This is a genomic window from Pseudomonas sp. RW10S2 (assembly GCF_014268985.1).
GTDB classification, from domain to species: Bacteria; Pseudomonadota; Gammaproteobacteria; order Pseudomonadales; family Pseudomonadaceae; genus Aquipseudomonas; species Aquipseudomonas wayambapalatensis.
Genome location: NZ_JABWRO010000114.1, coordinates 1 through 18417, shown reverse-complemented (window position 1 = coordinate 18417; position 18417 = coordinate 1). Strand labels below are relative to the sequence as shown.

The following is an 18417-nucleotide window of genomic DNA, read 5'->3' as shown; positions in this document are numbered from 1 at the left end:
GGCCTGCACGTGGGGCGCACGTGCAGGCCGCTCTCTTGAAGTGCGTTGGGGTCTGGTTCAGGGTCGCCGTTCGAAGTTCTTCGCCGCTGCCGCAGCCAGATCCGGTGGCAGGAAGTCCTTGTCCGGGTTGTAGTCGGCTTTCAGGTAGCGCCCCAGGTCCTGCAAATCTTGCGGGCTCAGGGTGCCAGCGGCCTGTTTGAGGCGCAGGTTGTCGAGGATGTAGTCGTAGCGGCTGTTGTTGTAGTCGCGCACCGAAGTGTAGAGCTGACGCTGGGCGTCGAGCACATCGACGATGTTGCGGGTTCCGACCTGATAGCCGATCTCGGTAGCTTCCAGGGCGCTCTGGTTGGAGATGATCGACTGCTTGCGGGCCTGCACCTGCTCCACATCGGTATTCACCGCGCGGTGCAGGTTGCGGGTGTTCTCCACCACCTGGCGGCGCAGGCTTTCGCGCTGCTGTTCGCTTTGGCTCAGGCGGGCATAGGCTTCACGCACCTGCGAGCTGGTCAGCCCACCGCTGTAGATCGGGATGTTCAGTTGCAGGCCAATGCTGGTCTGCTCCACATCACCGCCGTAGCGCACGCCGGGTTGTGGCGCAGGGTTGGTGAAGCCGAGGTTGTCGTTGTCGCCTTTCTGGTAGCGCGCCACGGCATCGAGGGTCGGGGCGTGGCCGGCCTTGCGCTGGCGCAAGGTTTCCTCGGCGGCATCGACGGCGTGGTTGGTCGCCAGCAGGTTGAGGTTCTGCCGTGCGGCGGTCTCCACCCAGGCCTTGGCGTCGTTGGGCGCCGGCACCTGCACCGGCAGGCTGTGGACCACACCCTGCAGCGATCCGTACTCACGGTTGGTCAGGGTCACCAGCGCCTCGAACGCGTCCTGCACCTGGCGCTCGGCGATGATCCGGTTGGCACGGGCGGTGTCGTAGCTGGCCTGGGATTGCAGTACGTCGGTCTTGTCGGAGAGCCCGACGTCGAAACGCTCGTTGGATTGGTCGAGCTGGCGCTTGAATGCTGCTTCCTCGGCCTTGGTCGAGGCCAGGTTGTCCTGCGCGCGCAAGACAGCGAAGTAGTTTTCGGCCGTTTGCAGGATCAGGTTCTGCTCGGTGGCCGACAGCTCCAGCGCCGCTTGCTCGTTGACCGCCTCGGCGGCCTGCAGCTGGAACCAGCGGTCGGCACGGAAGATCGGCTGCGACAGCGTGGCACTCCAGGAGTTACCGCTGCGGTTGGAGGTGATCGAGGGTTCGTCCAGCTTGGTGCGGGTGTTCATCATTTCTGCACCGGCGGACAGATTGGGCAGCAGGCCTGCCCTGGCCTGGGGCACCACTTCGCGGCGGGCGCCGTAGTCGGCGCGGGCGGCGGCGAGGTCGGCGTTGTTGTTCACCGCTTCCTGGTAGACGCTGACCAGGTCGGTCTTCACCGTCGTGGGCACATCCGCTGCCCAGACCACTCCGTTGGACGCACAAGACACGGCAATCGCCAGTGAAAGTTTGCGCAGCATAGGGCAATCCTTGTACGAAATTGAATTTCTGAACTGTTGAGTATCGTGCGATGCGCCAGTGTAGTGCCGCGCGCCGTCGGCAACAATCCGCCTGTTGCGCCTTTCGTCTCCCGTGCATTTACGGGCTTGGCTTTGCCGACCACTCCAGTCTAGACTGCGCACGTTCTTGTCGGGGTGCCTTGAATCGAAGGCTGAGATCGGAGAGTTTCCGGATCCCGTTGAACCTGATCAGGTTAGCGCCTGCGTAGGGAACAAGATTGCTCGCCTTCCCGGGGAGCCTCTTGTGCCAGGTCCGGGAATGTCAGCGCTGTCATGCAGCCAAAGGCACCCCCATGTATCCGGCACTGCACTCCATCCAAGGGGTGCGTCCGCGCCTTTCAGGTTCTCCCCGACATTCCGCCCGCTAGGAAGCTGTCTGGAGAGCCTGTGATGAGTAAACAAGAAAAAGCGATCAGCCTGAGCGAGTCGGCCAAAGTCGACCAGCAGTCCGTGCAACCCCTGCCCAATTCGCGCAAGGTCTACGTCCAGGGCTCGCGCCCGGACATCCGCGTGCCGATGCGCGAGATCAGCCTGCACGACACCCCTACCGACTTCGGCGGCGAGAAGAACGCCCCGGTGCTGGTCTATGACACTTCCGGCCCCTACACCGACCCCAACGTCATCATCGATGTGCGCAAGGGCCTGGGCGATGTGCGCTCGGCCTGGATCGACGCACGTGGCGACACCGAGCGCCTGGAAGGCCTGAGCTCTAATTTCGGCCAGCAGCGGCTGAACGACGCCGAACTCGCCAAGCTGCGCTTCGCCCACGTACGCAATCCGCGCCGCGCCAAGGCCGGCGCCAACGTCTCGCAGATGCACTACGCGCGCCAGGGCATCATCACCGCCGAGATGGAATACGTCGCCATCCGCGAGAACATGAAGCTGCAGGAGGCGCGCGCTGCCGGCCTGCTCGACCAGCAGCACGCCGGGCACAGCTTCGGTGCCAGCATCCCGAAGGAGATCACCCCCGAGTTCGTGCGTGAAGAGATCGCCCGCGGTCGCGCGATCATCCCTGCCAACATCAACCACACCGAACTCGAGCCGATGATCATCGGCCGCAACTTCCTGGTGAAGATCAACGGCAACATCGGCAACAGCGCCCTGGGTTCCTCGATCGAGGAAGAAGTGGCCAAGCTGACCTGGGGTATCCGTTGGGGTTCGGACACGGTCATGGACCTGTCCACCGGCAAGCACATCCACGAGACCCGCGAGTGGATCATTCGCAACTCGCCGGTCCCGATCGGCACCGTGCCGATCTACCAGGCCCTGGAAAAAGTCAACGGCGTTGCCGAAGACCTGACCTGGGAGCTGTTCCGCGACACCCTGATCGAGCAGGCCGAGCAGGGCGTGGACTACTTCACCATCCATGCTGGCGTGTTGCTGCGCTATGTGCCGCTGACGGCCAAGCGTGTCACCGGGATTGTCAGCCGTGGCGGTTCGATCATGGCCAAGTGGTGCCTGGCGCATCACAAGGAGAACTTCCTCTATACGCATTTCGACGAGATCTGCGAAATCATGAAGGCCTACGACGTCAGCTTCTCGCTGGGCGATGGCCTGCGTCCGGGCTCGATCGCCGACGCCAACGACGCGGCCCAGTTCGGTGAGCTGGAAACCCTCGGCGAGCTGACCAAGATCGCCTGGAAGCACGACGTGCAGTGCATGATCGAAGGCCCAGGCCACGTGCCGATGCAGTTGATCAAGGAGAACATGGACAAGCAGCTCGAGTGCTGCGACGAGGCGCCGTTCTACACCCTCGGCCCGCTGACCACCGACATCGCTCCGGGCTACGATCACATCACCTCCGGTATCGGTGCGGCGATGATCGGCTGGTTCGGCTGCGCCATGCTCTGCTACGTCACGCCCAAGGAGCACTTGGGTCTGCCGAACAAGGATGACGTCAAGACCGGCATCATCACCTACAAGATCGCCGCGCACGCCGCCGACCTTGCCAAGGGCCACCCGGGCGCGCAGATCCGCGACAACGCATTGTCCAAGGCGCGCTTCGAGTTCCGCTGGGAAGACCAGTTCAACCTCGGCCTGGACCCGGACACCGCCCGCTCGTTCCACGACGAGACCCTGCCCAAGGAGTCGGCCAAGGTTGCGCACTTCTGCTCGATGTGCGGGCCGAAGTTCTGTTCGATGAAGATCACCCAGGAAGTGCGTGAGTACGCGGCCAAGATCGAGACCGTGGATGTGACTGCCGAGCAAGGCATGCGCGAGCAGGCCGAGCGCTTCCGCCAGGAAGGCAGCCAGCTTTATCACAAGGTGTAAGTGATGCCGGCAGGGTGGTGGTGAGCCACTCTGCCGTTGCATTTGTATCGAGGCCTCTGGCGCTTTCGCGGGCAAGCCCGCTCCTACAGGTTTTTGGGAGCGGGCTTGCCCGCGAAAGGGCCGGAGACTTCACCACAGACCCCAACTCCTTTGGCGACCCTTCCAATGACCACCCCCAGCCATTTCTCCCCCGATCACCCGGTCCCTTCCAGCCAGCGCCTGTTCGGCGCCCGCGACCTGTTCTCGCTGTGGTTTTCCCTCGGCATCGGCCTGATGGTGCTGCAGGTCGGCGCCTTGCTGGCGCCGGGCCTGGGCCTGGCGGGCTCGGTGCTGGCGATCGTGCTCGGGACTGCGGTCGGGGTGCTGTTGCTGGCAGCGGTCGGGGTGACCGGCAGTGATACCGGCCTCTCTGCGATGGCCGGTCTGCGCCTGTCGCTGGGGCGCCATGGCGCGCGCCTGCCGGCACTGCTCAACCTGCTGCAGCTGGTCGGGTGGGGATCGTTCGAGATCATTGTCATGCGTGACGCCGCCAGCCTGCTGGGCGCACGCACCTTCGGCGAAGGCAGTGCCTGGAACAGCCCGCTGCTCTGGACCCTGTGCTTCGGCGCACTGGCAACCCTGCTCGCCGTCAGCGGGCCGCTGGCCTTCGTGCGCAAGGTGCTGCGCAAGTGGGGGATCTGGCTGTTGCTCGGTGCCTGCCTGTGGCTGACCTGGAACCTGTTCGCCAAGGCCGATCTTGCCGACCTCTGGCGTCGCCCCGGCGATGGCTCGCTGTCACTGGCGGTGGGCTTCGATATCGTCATCGCCATGCCGCTGTCGTGGCTGCCGCTGATCGCCGACTACTCGCGTTTCGGCAAGCGTGCCAGCCGAGTCTTCGGTGGCACCGCGCTGGGCTTTTTCATCGGCAACGCCTGGCTGATGAGCCTGGGCGTGGCCTACACCCTGGCGTTCGCCCCGAGCGGTGAGGTGAATGCCCTGCTGCTGGCCCTGGCTGGCGCCGGGCTTGGTATCCCGCTGTTGCTGATCCTGCTGGACGAGTCGGAAAACGCCTTCGCCGACATTCATTCGGCGGCAGTGTCCACAGGCTTGTTGGTAAAGCTCAAGGTGGAGCACCTGGCGCTGGCGATCGGCCTGCTGTGCACCCTGATCGCGTTGCTGGCGCCGCTGGCCCAGTACCAGAACTTCCTGCTGCTGATCGGTTCGGTGTTCGCGCCGCTGTTCGGCGTGGTGCTGATGGATCACTTCGTGATCCGCCGTCGCCGCATGCCGCAGCAGGTGCCGGGGCTGCATTGGCCGGCGCTGCTGGCCTGGCTGGCGGGGGTGATGGTCTACCACCTGCTGGCGAACAAGGCGCCGGAGCTGGGCGCGACCCTGCCAGCCTTGCTGCTGGCAGGTGGCCTATATGGGGTGCTGCGTGCTATCCGCGGCCGGGAAACAGTTCGGGCTTGATGACGCCGTTCAGGCGCGGATAAGGGATCTTCAGTTCGACGTGGCCCATGGAATAGGGCGCGATCGCGTAGACCTCATACTTCACCACCACCGCGCCGTACGTCAGGGCGATGTGCGGCGAGCGCTTGAATGGCCAGGTCTTCACGAACTCGGCGTCCTTGTCCATGCCGGTGCTGATCAGCCAGGCGCGGTGCGACTCCTCGACGGTCTTCCAGAAGGTCTCCTCCTGGCCGGGCACCAGCATGTCCTGCAGCGTGAGGACCTTGTCCTGCTTGCGTGAATAGTTGATGAAGGCCCGCCCTGGCATGCCGTGGGCGCCGCCGCTGTCCAGGTAACTGGACAGCTCGACGATCACCAGTCCGTCATGCTGCTCGCGTACCTTGGCCTGCAGGTAGCTGCTGTTGCGCGCTTGCGCGCTGGCCAGGTATTGCTGCTCGTACTGCTGCAGCGTGGTGGGTGCGGTGCCGCGCTGGTTGTCTTCGGTCAGTTGCAGCAAGCGACGCTCGACGATGGCATCGAGCTTGGGCAGCGCCGGGAAGTGTACGGTGTCGATGTTCACCAGCGGGCAATCGCGCTCGCTGCAACCGGGTTTGACGTGCTCCCAGGCGTCGCGCTTGACCTCGAGCGGTGCGCGATAGTTGGGCGTGAACAAGCTCTGGCAGGCGCCGAGGGTCAACGCCAGCAGGGCGACGGTAGTCAGTTTGACGAGCGTCATGGTGATCCTTGCAGAACATGGATGATCGGCCTTGGACCGTCGGCAGGGCCTTCGGTTCGCCACTAAGCTAACAGAGTGAGAACAGCCTGTCCCGGTCGCCGGAAAGGGATGAAAGCTGGCGGCACGCAGAGTAGGATGGCGCGACGCAGTCGTTGATGTAACGAGGAATTCCATGTCAGACACCTTGAATTCGGTGCCCAGGGCGGTCGAGATCGTCGAACGGGCCAATTGCTTCCAGGGCTTCTACAAGCTCGACAAGGTGCGCCTGCGCCATGAACTGTTCGCCGGTGGCATGGGGCGCGAGATCAGCCGCGAGCTGTTCGTGCGCCACGACGCCGTCTGCGTGCTGCCCTACGATCCGCTGCGTGACGAAGTGGTGCTGATCGAGCAGTTCCGTGTCGGTGCGCTGGACAAGACCGACAATCCCTGGCTGATCGAACTGGTCGCCGGGCTGATCGACAAGGATGAGCAACCTGAGGAAGTCGCCCACCGCGAAGCCGAAGAAGAGGCAGGCTTGAGCTTCTGCGCGCTGTGGCCGATGACCCGTTACTTCCCGTCGCCTGGTGGCAGTGACGAGTTTGTTCATCTGTTTCTCGGGCGTTGCAGCAGCGAGGGTGCCGGTGGCCTGCACGGGCTGGAGGAAGAGGGCGAGGACATCCGCGTGCGTGTCTGGTCGTTCGAGGATGCGTTGCAGGCAGTACGTGACGGACGCATCGCCAACGCGGCAAGCATCATCGCCCTGCAGTGGCTGGCGCTGAACCGTGACGAAGTCCGGGGGATGTGGAAGTGAACCTGCTGCGCGAACGCTACCGGGTCGATCTCGTCGGCCTGCAGGCAGCCTGCGAGGCCAACTACGCGCGGCTGATGCGCCTGCTGCCGGACATGCGTACCACGCAAAGCTCGCGACGCATCGGCATGACCCAGGGCGACCAGATGCTCGGCGTGCTGGTGCTCGACGTGGTGCTGGCCTGCCCCTACACCACCACGCTGCGGGTATGCCAGGAGCACAGCCTGCCGTGGCTGCCGGTGCCGCAACTCGAAGTGCAGGTCTATCACGATGCACGCATGGCCGAAGTGGTGAGTGCCGAGCACACCCGGCGTCTGCGCAGCATCTACCCGTATCCCAACGCGGCCATGCACCAGCCCGACGAGAAGGCCCAGCTCAACCTGTTCCTCGGTGAGTGGCTGAGCCATTGCCTGGCCTGCGGCCACGAGTTCGAAACCGTGCGTTGAAATGTGACGCCGGTTGGTTTCGAGTATTTGCTCCAACTCTTTCTGCGGCCATAATCGTGCCGAATCCGATCAAGGAGACGGCCGTTGTCGCATTCACCAACCCCTCCCGCGCAGGCTCCGGTGCATGTGGTGCAGCTCACCGACGCCCACCTGTTCGCCGATCCGGCTGGCACTTTGCTGGGCCTCAACACCCGTGACAGCCTGCGCCACGTGGTGAGCCAGGTGCGGCGCGAGCAGCCGCGCATCGACCTGTTGCTGTGCACCGGTGACCTGTCCCAGGACGCCAGCGTGAAGTCATACGCGGCGTTCCGCGAGCTGACCGACGGTTTTGCCGTGCCGACCCGTTGGTTGCCGGGCAACCATGACGAGGCCGAGGTCATGGCGCGTGTGGCGCCCGATCTGGTCCATGCCGTTACCGACATTGGCGCCTGGCGCGTGGTGATGCTCAACTCGGCGGTACTGGGGGCCACCCATGGGTTTCTTGAACAAGACCAGCTGGCGGCCCTCGATGCGGCTTTGGCGTCGGCGGGTGAGCGCCACTGCCTGGTGTGCTGTCACCACCAGCCGGTGGATATCGGCTGCGCCTGGATTGCGCCGATCGGCTTGCGCAATGCCGATGAGCTGCTGCAGTGTCTGCGGACTTATCCACAGGTGAAGGCGTTGCTGTGGGGGCACATCCATCAGGAGTGGGACGAGGTCCGCGACGGTATTCGCTTGCTGGCCACGCCCTCGACCTGCATCCAGTTCGCCGCGCACAGCGAAGACTTCAAGGTCAGCGAAGAACAGCCGGGGTATCGCTGGCTGCGGCTGCATGCCGACGGGCGGCTCGAAACCGGCGTCGAGCGGGCGAAGGATTTCGTGGTGACCCTGGATTTCAACAGTCCGGGTTACTGACAGGCTACCGCTCTTGCAAAGACCGCGGCAGCCGTGGGATTTGAAGATTGTGTTGCGAAAATCCCACCCTTGCGCCAAAACCCGGCGAACGCGCTACACTGCGCGTCCCTGTGCCCGCATCGTCGGGCGCGAAGCCACAGATTCCGGGGGCAGCATGTCGGGTTCCATCCTCTATATCCATGGCTTCAACAGCTCGCCGTTGTCCGCCAAGGCGCGCCAGCTCGAAGCGGTGATGCAGCAGTTGGGTCTGGGCGACCACCTGCGCGTCCCGGCCCTGCATCACCATCCGCGCCAGGCCATGGCCCAGCTCGAGACGGCTATCGCCGAGCTCGGTGCTCCGCTGCTGGTCGGCAGCTCCCTCGGCGGCTACTATGCCACGCACCTGGCCGAGCGCCATGGCCTCAAGGCCCTGCTGGTCAACCCGGCAGTGACCCCGCACAAGCATTTCGACGGCTACCTCGGCACGCAGCGCAATCACTACAGCGAGGAAACCTGGGAACTGACCCTCGACCACGTTCAGGCCCTGGCCGAACTGGAGGTGCCGCCGCCCCAGGACGCCTCGCGTTATCAGGTGTGGTTGCAGACTGCTGATGAAACGCTGGACTATCGCCATGCCGAACGTTATTACCGGGCCTGCGCCCTGCGTATCGAGGCGGGCGGTGATCACAGTTTCCAGGGTTTCGCCGAGCGCCTGCCGGCCCTGCTGGCCTTCGCCGGCATTGCCCGCGCGCAGTATGCGGCGCTTGATTTTTCTGTATTTTGACCTTTTTTGCACTCACCAGACTGACGACGAGAACCCATGGCCAATCCCAGCGCTAGCGCCTATAACGCAGACGCCATCGAAGTCCTCTCCGGCCTTGACCCGGTCCGCAAGCGGCCGGGCATGTATACCGACACCAGCCGGCCCAACCACCTGGCCCAGGAAGTCATCGACAACAGCGTCGACGAAGCCCTCGCCGGTCATGCCCGGTCGATCCAGGTCGTGCTGCATGCCGACCATTCGCTGGAAGTCAGCGACGATGGTCGCGGCATGCCGGTGGATATCCACCCTGAAGAAGGCGTCTCGGGTGTCGAGCTGATCCTTACCAAGCTGCACGCCGGCGGCAAGTTTTCCAACAAGAACTACCAGTTCTCCGGCGGCCTGCACGGCGTGGGCATTTCGGTGGTCAACGCCCTGTCGACCCAGGTCCGCGTGCGGGTCAAGCGCGACGGCAATGAATACCAGATGACCTTCGCCGATGGTTTCAAGGCCACCGAGCTGGAAGTAATCGGCACGGTCGGCAAGCGCAACACCGGTACCAGCGTCTACTTCGCGCCCGATCCCAAGTATTTCGATTCGGCCAAATTTTCCATCAGCCGTCTCAAGCACGTGCTCAAGGCCAAGGCCGTGCTGTGCCCGGGGCTGTCGATCAGCTTCGAGGACAAGGGCACCGGCGAGAAGGTCGAGTGGCACTACGAGGATGGGCTGCGCTCGTACCTGGTCGACTCGGTCAGCGAATTCCAGCGTCTGCCCGACGAGCCGTTCTGCGGCAGCCTGGCCGGTAATAAAGAAGCTGTTGATTGGGCGCTGCTGTGGCTGCCCGAGGGCGGCGACAGCGTTCAGGAAAGCTACGTCAACCTGATCCCCACCGCCCAGGGTGGCACCCACGTCAACGGCCTGCGCCAGGGCCTGCTCGATGCCATGCGCGAGTTCTGCGAGTTCCGCAACCTGCTGCCGCGTGGCGTCAAGCTGGCGCCTGAGGACGTGTGGGAGCGCATCACCTTCGTGCTCTCGATGAAAATGCAGGAGCCGCAGTTCTCCGGCCAGACCAAGGAGCGCCTGTCGTCTCGCGAGGCCGCGGCGTTCGTTTCTGGCGTAGTCAAGGATGCCTTCAGCCTGTGGCTCAACGCCCACCCGGAGCTGGGCATGCAACTGGCGGAGCTGGCGATCAGCAACGCCGGCCGTCGCCTCAAGGCGAGCAAGAAGGTCGAGCGCAAGCGCATCACCCAGGGGCCGGCATTGCCCGGCAAACTGGCCGATTGCGCCGGGCAGGACCCGATGCGTGCCGAACTGTTCCTGGTCGAGGGCGACTCGGCAGGTGGTTCGGCCAAGCAAGCGCGTGACAAGGAGTTCCAGGCGATCCTGCCCCTGCGCGGGAAGATCCTCAACACCTGGGAAGTCGATGGCGGCGAAGTGCTCGCCAGCCAGGAGGTGCACAACATCGCCGTGGCCATCGGCGTAGACCCAGGTGCCACCGACCTGTCGCAACTGCGCTACGGCAAGATCTGCATCCTCGCCGACGCCGACTCCGACGGCTTGCACATCGCCACGCTGCTGTGCGCGCTGTTCGTCCAGCACTTCCGTCCGCTGGTCGAGGCCGGGCACGTCTATGTGGCCATGCCGCCGCTGTACCGTATCGACCTGGGCAAGGAGATCTACTACGCCCTCGACGAAGCCGAGCGCGACGGCATTCTCGACCGTCTGGTCGCCGAGAAGAAGCGCGGCAAGCCCCAGGTCACCCGATTCAAGGGCCTGGGCGAAATGAACCCGCCACAATTGCGCGAAACGACCATGGATCCGAACACTCGGCGCCTGGTGCAGCTCACCTTGGATGACCTGGCCGGCACCACCGAGATCATGGACATGCTGCTCGCCAAGAAGCGTGCGGGCGATCGCAAGAACTGGCTGGAGACCAAAGGCAACCTGGCCGAGGTCCTGGTTTGATTCGTCTGCTTGTCGCAGCCTTGCTCGCGCTGGCCAGTTTGGCGAGTTTCGCCAGCGACTGGCCGGAGCTCAAGCTCACCGCCGAGCACCCGATCGAGGGCATGCGCGGCGGCAACCTGTCGGGCCTGGCCCTGTGCCGTGGCGCCCTGTGGGGTGTCTCGGACCGCGACGACGATCGTATCTACCGACTGGAGCAGCAGGAAGGTGTGTGGCGGTCAGAGGCCCTGGCCTTCACCCCGCCACCAGTGCCGGAGAGCGGGCTGCCCTGGGGGCTGAAGTCACGCAACTGGGCGGTATCGTTCATTCGGGGCGGCGAGCTGGATTTCGAAGGCATCACCTGTGACAGCGCGGGCAACTTCTATGTGGTCAGCGAGGCACATGCGGCGGTGCTGCAATTGCCCGTCGAGGGCGAGCCGAACTGGCTGAGGATCGATCCGGCCATGGTTCGCCAGGCCCGTGCCAGCGGCATGCTGTTGCACTTCAATGCCTTGTTCGAGGGCCTGGCCATCAATCCGGCCGGTGACCGCCTGTGGTTGGCTGCCGAGCGCGAGCGTCGGGGGCTGATTGCCGTGCAGCGCCAGCAAGCGGTATGGACCTGCGGACGCAGTTGTGTGCTACTCAGCGAGGCCGGAGTGGAGATGCAACCGTCACAGATGCCCGGCTCGCGGGCACTGTCGCGGGACTTCGCCGACCTTGCACTGTTCGACGGCAAGCTGTTCACCCTGGAGCGCAATGCCTTCCGCATTTGCCGGCGTGATGCCGACACCGGAGCGGTCGAGCGCTGCTGGTCGTTCGCCGCCGATGCCCTGGTCGACACGCGTCGCTACGACCAGCCGTTCGGCCTGGCCGAAGCGCTGGTGATCGACAAGGACGGCGCCTGGATCGGCCTGGACAACAACAACGGCACCCGTGCCGATGGTGAAACCCGCCCTATCGTCTGGCGCTTTGCCGCGCCAGCGGGCGGCTGGAGCGCGGAGCCTTGAGCCAGCCAGCGGGCAAGCGGGCGGGCCGGGTCCTGATGGTCCTCGCCTGGGCGGCGGCGATGTTTCTTGCCACGCGCTTTTTCGGGCAGTGGGAGGAGCGCCAGCAGAACCCCAACAGTGTCGTGCAGTCCGAGCGCGGCGAAGGCTTTGTCGAGGTGCGCCTGCTGGGCAATGGCCAGGGCCACTTCGTCGCCGATGGCGCGATCAACGGCAAGGTCGTGCATTTCATGCTCGATACCGGTGCCACCGATGTGGCGATCCCCGAGGCACTTGCCCGTGATCTGGCGCTGCAGCGCGGCGCGCCGGTGATGCTCAGCACCGCCAATGGCCGCACCGAGGGCTATCGCACGCGGCTCGACAGCCTGCAGTTGGGCGATATCCGCCTGCGCGATGTGCGTGCCCTGGTGGTGCCCGGGCTGGACGGACAGACGGTGCTGCTCGGCATGAGTGCTTTGAAACAACTTGAATTTACTCAGCGCGGCGGCACCATGCTGCTGCGCCAGAACCTGAAATGACGAGGCTCGCATGAGCGACTTACTGGACAGTCTCGAAGGCGTCGAACGCCGTTCCCTGGCCGACTTCACCGAACAGGCCTACCTCAACTACTCCATGTACGTGATCATGGATCGCGCCCTGCCGCACATCGGCGACGGCCTCAAGCCGGTGCAGCGACGTATCGTCTATGCCATGAGCGAACTGGGGCTGGATGCCGATTCCAAGCACAAGAAGTCGGCGCGTACCGTCGGCGACGTGCTCGGCAAGTTCCACCCCCACGGCGATTCGGCGTGCTATGAAGCCATGGTGCTGATGGCGCAGCCGTTCAGCTACCGATACACGCTGGTCGACGGCCAGGGCAACTGGGGTGCGCCGGACGATCCGAAGTCGTTCGCTGCCATGCGCTACACCGAGGCGCGGCTGTCGCGCTACTCCGAGGTGCTGCTCAGCGAACTGGGCCAGGGCACCGTCGACTGGGTGCCGAACTTCGACGGCACCCTGCAGGAGCCGCAGGTATTGCCAGCGCGCCTGCCGAACATCCTGCTCAACGGCACCACCGGCATCGCCGTGGGCATGGCCACCGACGTGCCGCCGCACAACCTGCGTGAAGTCGCCAGCGCCTGCGTGCGCCTGCTCGACGAGCCGAAGGCAACCATCGAGCAGCTGTGCGAGCACATCCAGGGCCCTGACTACCCAACCGAAGCCGAGATCGTCACGCCACGGGCCGAGATCCAGAAGATCTACGAAACCGGCAAGGGCTCGATTCGCATGCGCGCGGTGTACCGTGTCGAGGACGGCGACATCGTGGTCACTGCTCTGCCGCATCAGGTGTCCGGTGCCAAGGTGCTGGAGCAGATCGCCGCGCAGATGCAGAACAAGAAGCTGCCGATGGTCGCCGACCTGCGTGACGAGTCGGACCACGAGAACCCGTGCCGCATCGTTATCATTCCGCGCTCCAACCGTGTGGACGCCGACGAACTGATGCAGCATCTGTTCGCCACCACCGATCTTGAAAACAGCTACCGGGTCAACGTCAACATCATCGGCCTCGATGGCCGTCCTCAGTTGAAGAACCTGCGCACGCTGTTGCAGGAGTGGCTGCAGTTCCGCATCGGCACCGTACGCCGCCGCCTGCAGTTCCGCCTCGACAAGGTCGAGAAGCGCCTGCACCTGCTCGATGGCTTGCTCACAGCGTTCCTCAACCTGGATGAAGTGATTCACATCATCCGCACCGAGGATCATCCCAAGCAGGCGCTGATCGAGCGCTTCGAGCTGACCGAGATTCAGGCCGACTACATCCTCGAGACCCGCCTGCGTCAGCTGGCGCGCCTGGAAGAGATGAAGATCCGTGGCGAGCAGGACGAGTTGCTCAAGGAGCAGGCCAAGCTGCAGGCCCTGCTGGGCAGCGAGACGAAGCTGCGCAAGCTGGTACGCAGCGAACTGATCAAGGACGCCGAAACTTACGGCGACGATCGCCGCTCGCCAATCGTCGAGCGCGCCGAGGCCAAGGCTCTGTCGGAAAACGAGCTGATGCCGACCGAGCCGGTCACCGTTGTGCTGTCGGAAAAAGGCTGGGTACGTTGTGCCAAGGGCCACGATATCGATGCCACAGGCCTTTCGTACAAGGCCGGCGATGGCTTCAAGGCTGCAGCGGCGGGGCGTTCCAACCAATTCGCGGTGCTTATCGACTCCACCGGGCGCAGCTATTCGCTGGCAGCCCACAGCCTGCCATCGGCCCGTGGCCAGGGCGAGCCGCTGACCGGGCGTCTGACGCCGCCGCCGGGCGCCACGTTCGAGTGCGTGCTGCTGCCGGACGATGATGCGCTGTATGTGGTGGCATCCGATGCTGGCTACGGTTTCGTGGTCAAGGGCGAGGATCTGCAGGCCAAGAACAAGGCGGGCAAAGGGCTGCTCAGCCTGCCCAATGGCGCCAAGGTGATGACGCCGCGGCCCGTCGCCGATCGTGAGCAGGACTGGCTGGCGGCGGTCACCACCGAAGGTCGCCTGCTGGTGTTCAAGGTTGCCGACCTGCCGCAACTGGGCAAAGGCAAGGGCAACAAGATCATTGGCGTACCGGGTGATCGCGTGGCCAGTCGTGAGGAATTCGTCACCGATCTGGCGGTGATCGCCGAGGGATCGACGCTTGTATTGCAGGCTGGCAAGCGTACCCTGTCACTGAAGCCGGATGACCTTGAACATTACAAAGGCGAACGCGGACGTCGTGGTAGCAAATTGCCACGTGGTTTCCAGCGGGTCGACGGCATGGCGGTAGAGCGCCCGGAGTAAACCGGTGGTTCGCCTGGAACGGCGTTTTCAGCGTCGTTCCGGGCGGAAATGCTGGAGTCTGGCGACTATTTCGCGGATGATACACCCCTTGCGGGGCCGGCGTGGCCGTGTGCCCGCGGGAATCCACATGAGTATCACTGCGGTTGCCGGGCGGCGGCCGCTTGGATGGGATGATGAAATTTCTGCGCCTTCCATTTGCGCTGCTGATGACGGGGTTGCTGGGTCTGAGCGGGTGCAGCATGCACCAGCCGGTGGCCCTGTACCAACTCGACAGCGGCGACCCCGGCCAGCCTTCGCAGGCTGCCGGCATGGCGGTCGTGCTAGGTCCGGTATCGGTAGCCGACTACCTGCAACGTGAAACCTTTCTGCAACGCCAAGCCGATGGCAGCCTGACTGCGGCGACCGACGGTCGCTGGGCCGGCAGCCTTTCGTCGGATATCGACCAGTTGCTGGTGCGCCAGCTCGCCTGGCGCCTGGACAGCCAGCGTGTCGTGCTTGCACCTGCCAGCGCCGGCTTCACGCCGGATGTGCAGGTACTGCTGTCGATCACCCGCCTGGACTCGGGCGCCAACCAGCCGGCGATCCTCGATGCCCAGTGGCGCGTGCTGGACCGTCGTGGCCATGTGCGCGACAACCGTATAGTCCACCTCGAGCAACAGCATGAGGGCAGCGAGGCCTCGCAGGTCCAGGCCCAGGGGCAGTTGCTGCAGAAGCTGGTCGAGCAGTTGAGCGTTGCCGTCAAGCCACTGGCGAACCAGCCAGCGGTCGCTGAAGAAACGCCGAAAAAGCCGGCGGCTCCAGTTCAGGTCAAGAAGGAGCCGGAGAAATCAAGGATTCCGATGGCTTCGCCGATCCGCACCGATATGGAAGTCTATCGGTTCTGATTCAGCAGACACGAAAAAGCCCGCAGCGATGCGGGCTTTTTTGTGGGTGCCGGATTGCAGGCCTTTCGCGACACAGGGCCGCTTCTACAACCGCACCGCGGATCAGGCCATTCAGGCCCGACGCTCATGCATCCGCGCCAACTGGCGCTCGAGCATCGACGGGTAGGGCTCCATCAGTCGCTCGACACAGCAGGCGCCTTCAGGGCTGGCGATCGGGCGAATGCGCGCGCGCTGGCGGATCAGGGCGTCGTCGCTGACCTGGCGCTCGACCAGCAGCAGGTTGCGGCTGTGTTGCGACAGGGCCAGGGCATCCTGGGCCTTCTCGGTCATCAGCAGTTCGACCTGATCCATGCCCAGCAGGTCTTCACCCAGCGCCAGGCCCAGCTGCAACTGCAGGGTGATACCGCTGTCGGCGACCTCGATCTGCAGGGCGTGGCCCAGGGCGCGCAGCAATTCGCCACAGCAGATGGCATTGGTGAGGTAGTCCTCGCCGCTGTCACGGCTGTGGAACAGCAGCAGTGTGCTGCCATCGTCGAGGGTGTGCACTTCACCTTCGTACAGCGACGCGGCCTGGTCGAGGCAGTCGCGATAGCGCTCCAGCAATTCGGTCAGGCGCGTGCGTGGCAGACGGCGCAGTTGCTCCTGGGAGCCGAGTTGCACGGCGAGCACGGCGCTGGTGTTCGGCTCGTCAGATTCCGGTGCGGCAAGCGCCTTGGGGCTGTGCTCGGTGTCGTCGAGCAGGTCGGCAAAGGCGTCGTCGTCTGCGTCGTCGTCCTGGGCGGCCACCCTGGCCGCTACGGGCTTGGGTGCGGCCTTGCGTGGCGGCTCCTCGACATGCAGGTCGGCGAAATCATCCTCGTCGTCTTCCTCTTCTTCCGGCTCCGGCGGTGGCGGCGGGGCCAGACGGGCGTGGAGCTGACGAGCGAGATCGCCGATTTCGTCCTGGCGCTCGATGGCCGGGGTATAGGGGTGCGGGTCACGCAGCCAGACACGCAGTTGCAGCAGCGGCGTCGAGATGAAGCGACCCAGGCGCAGGCTGAGGGTGAGCGCCAACGCCAGCAGGATGGCCGCGAGAATACCCATGCTCTGCAGGCTGATCAGCATGGGTTGCTGGAACTGGCTCATGTCCAGGCTGATGCGCAGTTGCCCGGCGGTCACGTCCTGGAAGGTGATCTTGGTCTGGTAGACCCCTTCGGCCTCGCCCAGCAGGCTGTTCTTCGGCCGTTGCCCGGCCTCGGCGAGGATGCGGTTGTCGACGCTGTAGATCGCCGCGTGGGCCACCAGCGGGTTCTTCACCAGGTTGCCCAGCAGCACGTTGAGGCTGAGGATGTCGTTGGACACCAGCAGCTCGGTAGCCGAGGTCGCGGTCTGCACGGTCAGGCTCTGGCCGACGGCATCGGCCTGCTCGTGCATGGCCTGCTTGAACTGCAGGCCCATCACGCAGGCATAGATCACCAGAGCCAGCGCCACCAGGAAGATGTTGTGGCTGGCGATGCGCAATGCCAGGGGAATACGACGCTGGCGCAGGGCTCGGAAGATCATCAGAAAGAAGTTGTCGGTTTTGACAGGCGTGGGCCGGTTCACAGAGCGCGGCTCTTTATGGCGGAATAGATGCTGGGCAGTATAGCGACCCGCGTTTTGTCGGCAAAGTATCGATGGCGCCCGATGGTCATGGAAAGTGGGTAGAATGCGCATTTTTCATCGAGTTGGAGCCCGGTCTTGCGCGAAATCGTCCTGATCAACATCACTGGTGAAGACCGTCCGGGTCTCACTGCGGCCATCACCGGCGTCCTGCTCCAGGGCGGTGTGAACATCCTCGACATCGGTCTTGCGGTCATGCATGGCACGCTGTCGTTCGGCATTCTGGTCGATATTCCCGACAACGAAGTCGCCACCGGCTTGCTGCAGGGGGTGCAGTCCAAGGCCCATGAGCTGAACCTGCAGGCGCGCTACACGCCGATCTCCGAGGCAGACTACCAGCAATGGGTGGACGGCCATGGCGATAATCGCCACATCGTCACGCTGCTCAGCCGCAAGGTCACGCCTGAGCAACTGCAGCGGGTGAGTGCGGTCATCAGCCGATATGGCCTGACCATCGAACGTATCGAGCGCCTGTCGGCACGTGTGGCGCTCGACGCCGCCACCGACAAGAGTCGCGCCTGCCTGGAAATCTCGGTGCGTGGTGAACCGACCGACGCCCAGGCCCTGCGCACCGATTTCTTCGCATTGTCGGCCGAGCTGGGTGTCGACATCGCCTTCCAGCAGGATGACCTGTTCCGTCGCAATCGCCGCCTGGCGGTGTTCGACATGGATTCGACGCTGATCGAGGCCGAGGTGATCGACGAGCTGGCCAAGGCTGCCGGTGTCGGCGAGCAGGTGTCGGCGATCACTGAGCGCGCCATGCGTGGCGAGTTGGATTTCCGTGCCAGCTTCAAGGAGCGCATGGCGCTGCTCAAGGGCCTGGACGTCGGCGTGCTGGACGAAATCGGCGCGTCGCTACGCCTGACCGAAGGTGCCGAACACCTGTTTGCCGAGCTCAAGCGCCTGGGTTACAAGACTGCGATCCTCTCCGGCGGTTTTTCCTACTTCGCCAAGCAGGTGCAGGCACGCCTTGGCATCGACTATGTGTTCGCCAATGAGCTGGAAGTGGTGGATGGCAAGGTGACGGGCGTGGCGGTCGAGCCGATTGTCGATGCCCAGCGCAAGGCCGACCTGCTGAAGGAGCTGGCGCACAAGGAAGGATTGCAACTGGAGCAGACCATCGCCGTGGGCGATGGCGCCAACGACCTGCCGATGCTGTCGCTGGCCGGCCTGGGCGTGGCCTTCCGCGCCAAGCCGCTGGTGCGTCAGTCGGCCAAACAGGCGATTTCCACGCTGGGCCTCGATGGCGTGCTGTACCTGCTCGGCTGGCGTGACCGCGACGGTCGCGCGTAAGGCCCTGAAACAGCGGGGCTGCAAAGCAGCCCCCCC

At 64.4% G+C, this 18417-nt stretch carries 15 protein-coding genes and 1 riboswitch; of the genes, 12 read left to right on the top strand and 3 right to left on the bottom strand.

The window, feature by feature from the left end; all coding sequences use genetic code 11:
- Positions 1-57 precede the first annotated feature (57 nt).
- Positions 58-1494, bottom strand: a complete 1437-nt coding sequence (locus HU729_RS20825; protein WP_054893157.1) for a TolC family outer membrane protein — start codon at positions 1492-1494, stop codon at positions 58-60.
- 160 nt (positions 1495-1654) lie between these two features.
- Positions 1655-1762: riboswitch (TPP riboswitch) on the top strand.
- A 161-nt stretch (positions 1763-1923) separates the two neighbouring features.
- On the opposite strand from HU729_RS20825, the gene thiC reads away from it, so the two are divergent.
- Entirely contained in the window at positions 1924-3804 is a 1881-nt protein-coding gene (gene thiC / locus HU729_RS20820; RefSeq protein WP_186711420.1) for a phosphomethylpyrimidine synthase ThiC, read from the top strand.
- 165 nt (positions 3805-3969) lie between these two features.
- Entirely contained in the window at positions 3970-5253 is a 1284-nt protein-coding gene (cytX, locus tag HU729_RS20815) for a putative hydroxymethylpyrimidine transporter CytX (protein WP_186665895.1), read from the top strand.
- Here cytX and HU729_RS20810 read toward each other — a convergent pair.
- Positions 5222-5968, bottom strand: a complete 747-nt coding sequence (locus HU729_RS20810) for an RsiV family protein (RefSeq protein ID WP_186711419.1) — start codon at positions 5966-5968, stop codon at positions 5222-5224. The two genes, cytX and HU729_RS20810, sit on opposite strands and share 32 nt — an antisense overlap.
- A gap of 172 nt (positions 5969-6140) precedes the next feature.
- Between HU729_RS20810 and HU729_RS20805 the strand changes: the two genes are divergently transcribed.
- From HU729_RS20805 to HU729_RS20765, 9 genes are all read left to right on the top strand, one after another.
- A complete protein-coding gene (locus HU729_RS20805) occupies positions 6141-6758 on the top strand; it encodes an NUDIX domain-containing protein (protein ID WP_186665897.1) in 618 nt (205 codons plus the stop codon).
- Positions 6749-7201, top strand: coding sequence for a DUF1249 domain-containing protein (locus HU729_RS20800; protein WP_186665899.1), 453 nt, complete (start codon positions 6749-6751; stop codon positions 7199-7201). The genes HU729_RS20805 and HU729_RS20800 overlap by 10 nt, the downstream gene beginning before the upstream one ends.
- A gap of 84 nt (positions 7202-7285) precedes the next feature.
- Positions 7286-8095, top strand: a complete 810-nt coding sequence (gene cpdA / locus HU729_RS20795) for a 3',5'-cyclic-AMP phosphodiesterase (protein ID WP_189662410.1) — start codon at positions 7286-7288, stop codon at positions 8093-8095.
- Positions 8096-8249: 154 nt separating this feature from the next.
- Positions 8250-8858: a YqiA/YcfP family alpha/beta fold hydrolase gene (locus tag HU729_RS20790; protein WP_186711418.1), complete on the top strand. Its 609-nt coding sequence runs from the start codon at positions 8250-8252 to the stop codon at positions 8856-8858.
- Positions 8859-8894: 36 nt separating this feature from the next.
- Positions 8895-10799, top strand: coding sequence for a DNA topoisomerase IV subunit B (gene parE, locus HU729_RS20785; RefSeq protein WP_054893165.1), 1905 nt, complete (start codon positions 8895-8897; stop codon positions 10797-10799).
- A complete protein-coding gene (locus HU729_RS20780) occupies positions 10796-11782 on the top strand; it encodes an esterase-like activity of phytase family protein (protein ID WP_186711417.1) in 987 nt (328 codons plus the stop codon). Before parE ends, HU729_RS20780 begins: the two co-directional genes overlap by 4 nt.
- Positions 11779-12297, top strand: a complete 519-nt coding sequence (locus HU729_RS20775; protein ID WP_186711416.1) for a TIGR02281 family clan AA aspartic protease — start codon at positions 11779-11781, stop codon at positions 12295-12297. The genes HU729_RS20780 and HU729_RS20775 overlap by 4 nt, the downstream gene beginning before the upstream one ends.
- Before the next feature lie 10 nt (positions 12298-12307).
- Positions 12308-14563: a DNA topoisomerase IV subunit A gene (parC, locus tag HU729_RS20770; protein WP_186711415.1), complete on the top strand. Its 2256-nt coding sequence runs from the start codon at positions 12308-12310 to the stop codon at positions 14561-14563.
- Between the two features lie 173 nt (positions 14564-14736).
- Entirely contained in the window at positions 14737-15447 is a 711-nt protein-coding gene (locus HU729_RS20765) for an ABC-type transport auxiliary lipoprotein family protein (RefSeq protein ID WP_186665908.1), read from the top strand.
- 111 nt (positions 15448-15558) lie between these two features.
- Here HU729_RS20765 and HU729_RS20760 read toward each other — a convergent pair whose 3' ends face one another.
- A complete protein-coding gene (locus tag HU729_RS20760; RefSeq protein WP_186711414.1) occupies positions 15559-17031 on the bottom strand; it encodes a histidine kinase in 1473 nt (490 codons plus the stop codon).
- Positions 17032-17166: 135 nt separating this feature from the next.
- Here HU729_RS20760 and serB point away from each other — a divergent pair, with 135 nt between their 5' ends.
- The gene (gene serB / locus HU729_RS20755) at positions 17167-18381 is read left to right on the top strand and encodes a phosphoserine phosphatase SerB (RefSeq protein ID WP_186711413.1); all 1215 of its coding nucleotides are present in this window, start codon (positions 17167-17169) and stop codon (positions 18379-18381) included.
- The last annotated feature ends 36 nt before the right edge of the window (positions 18382-18417 follow it).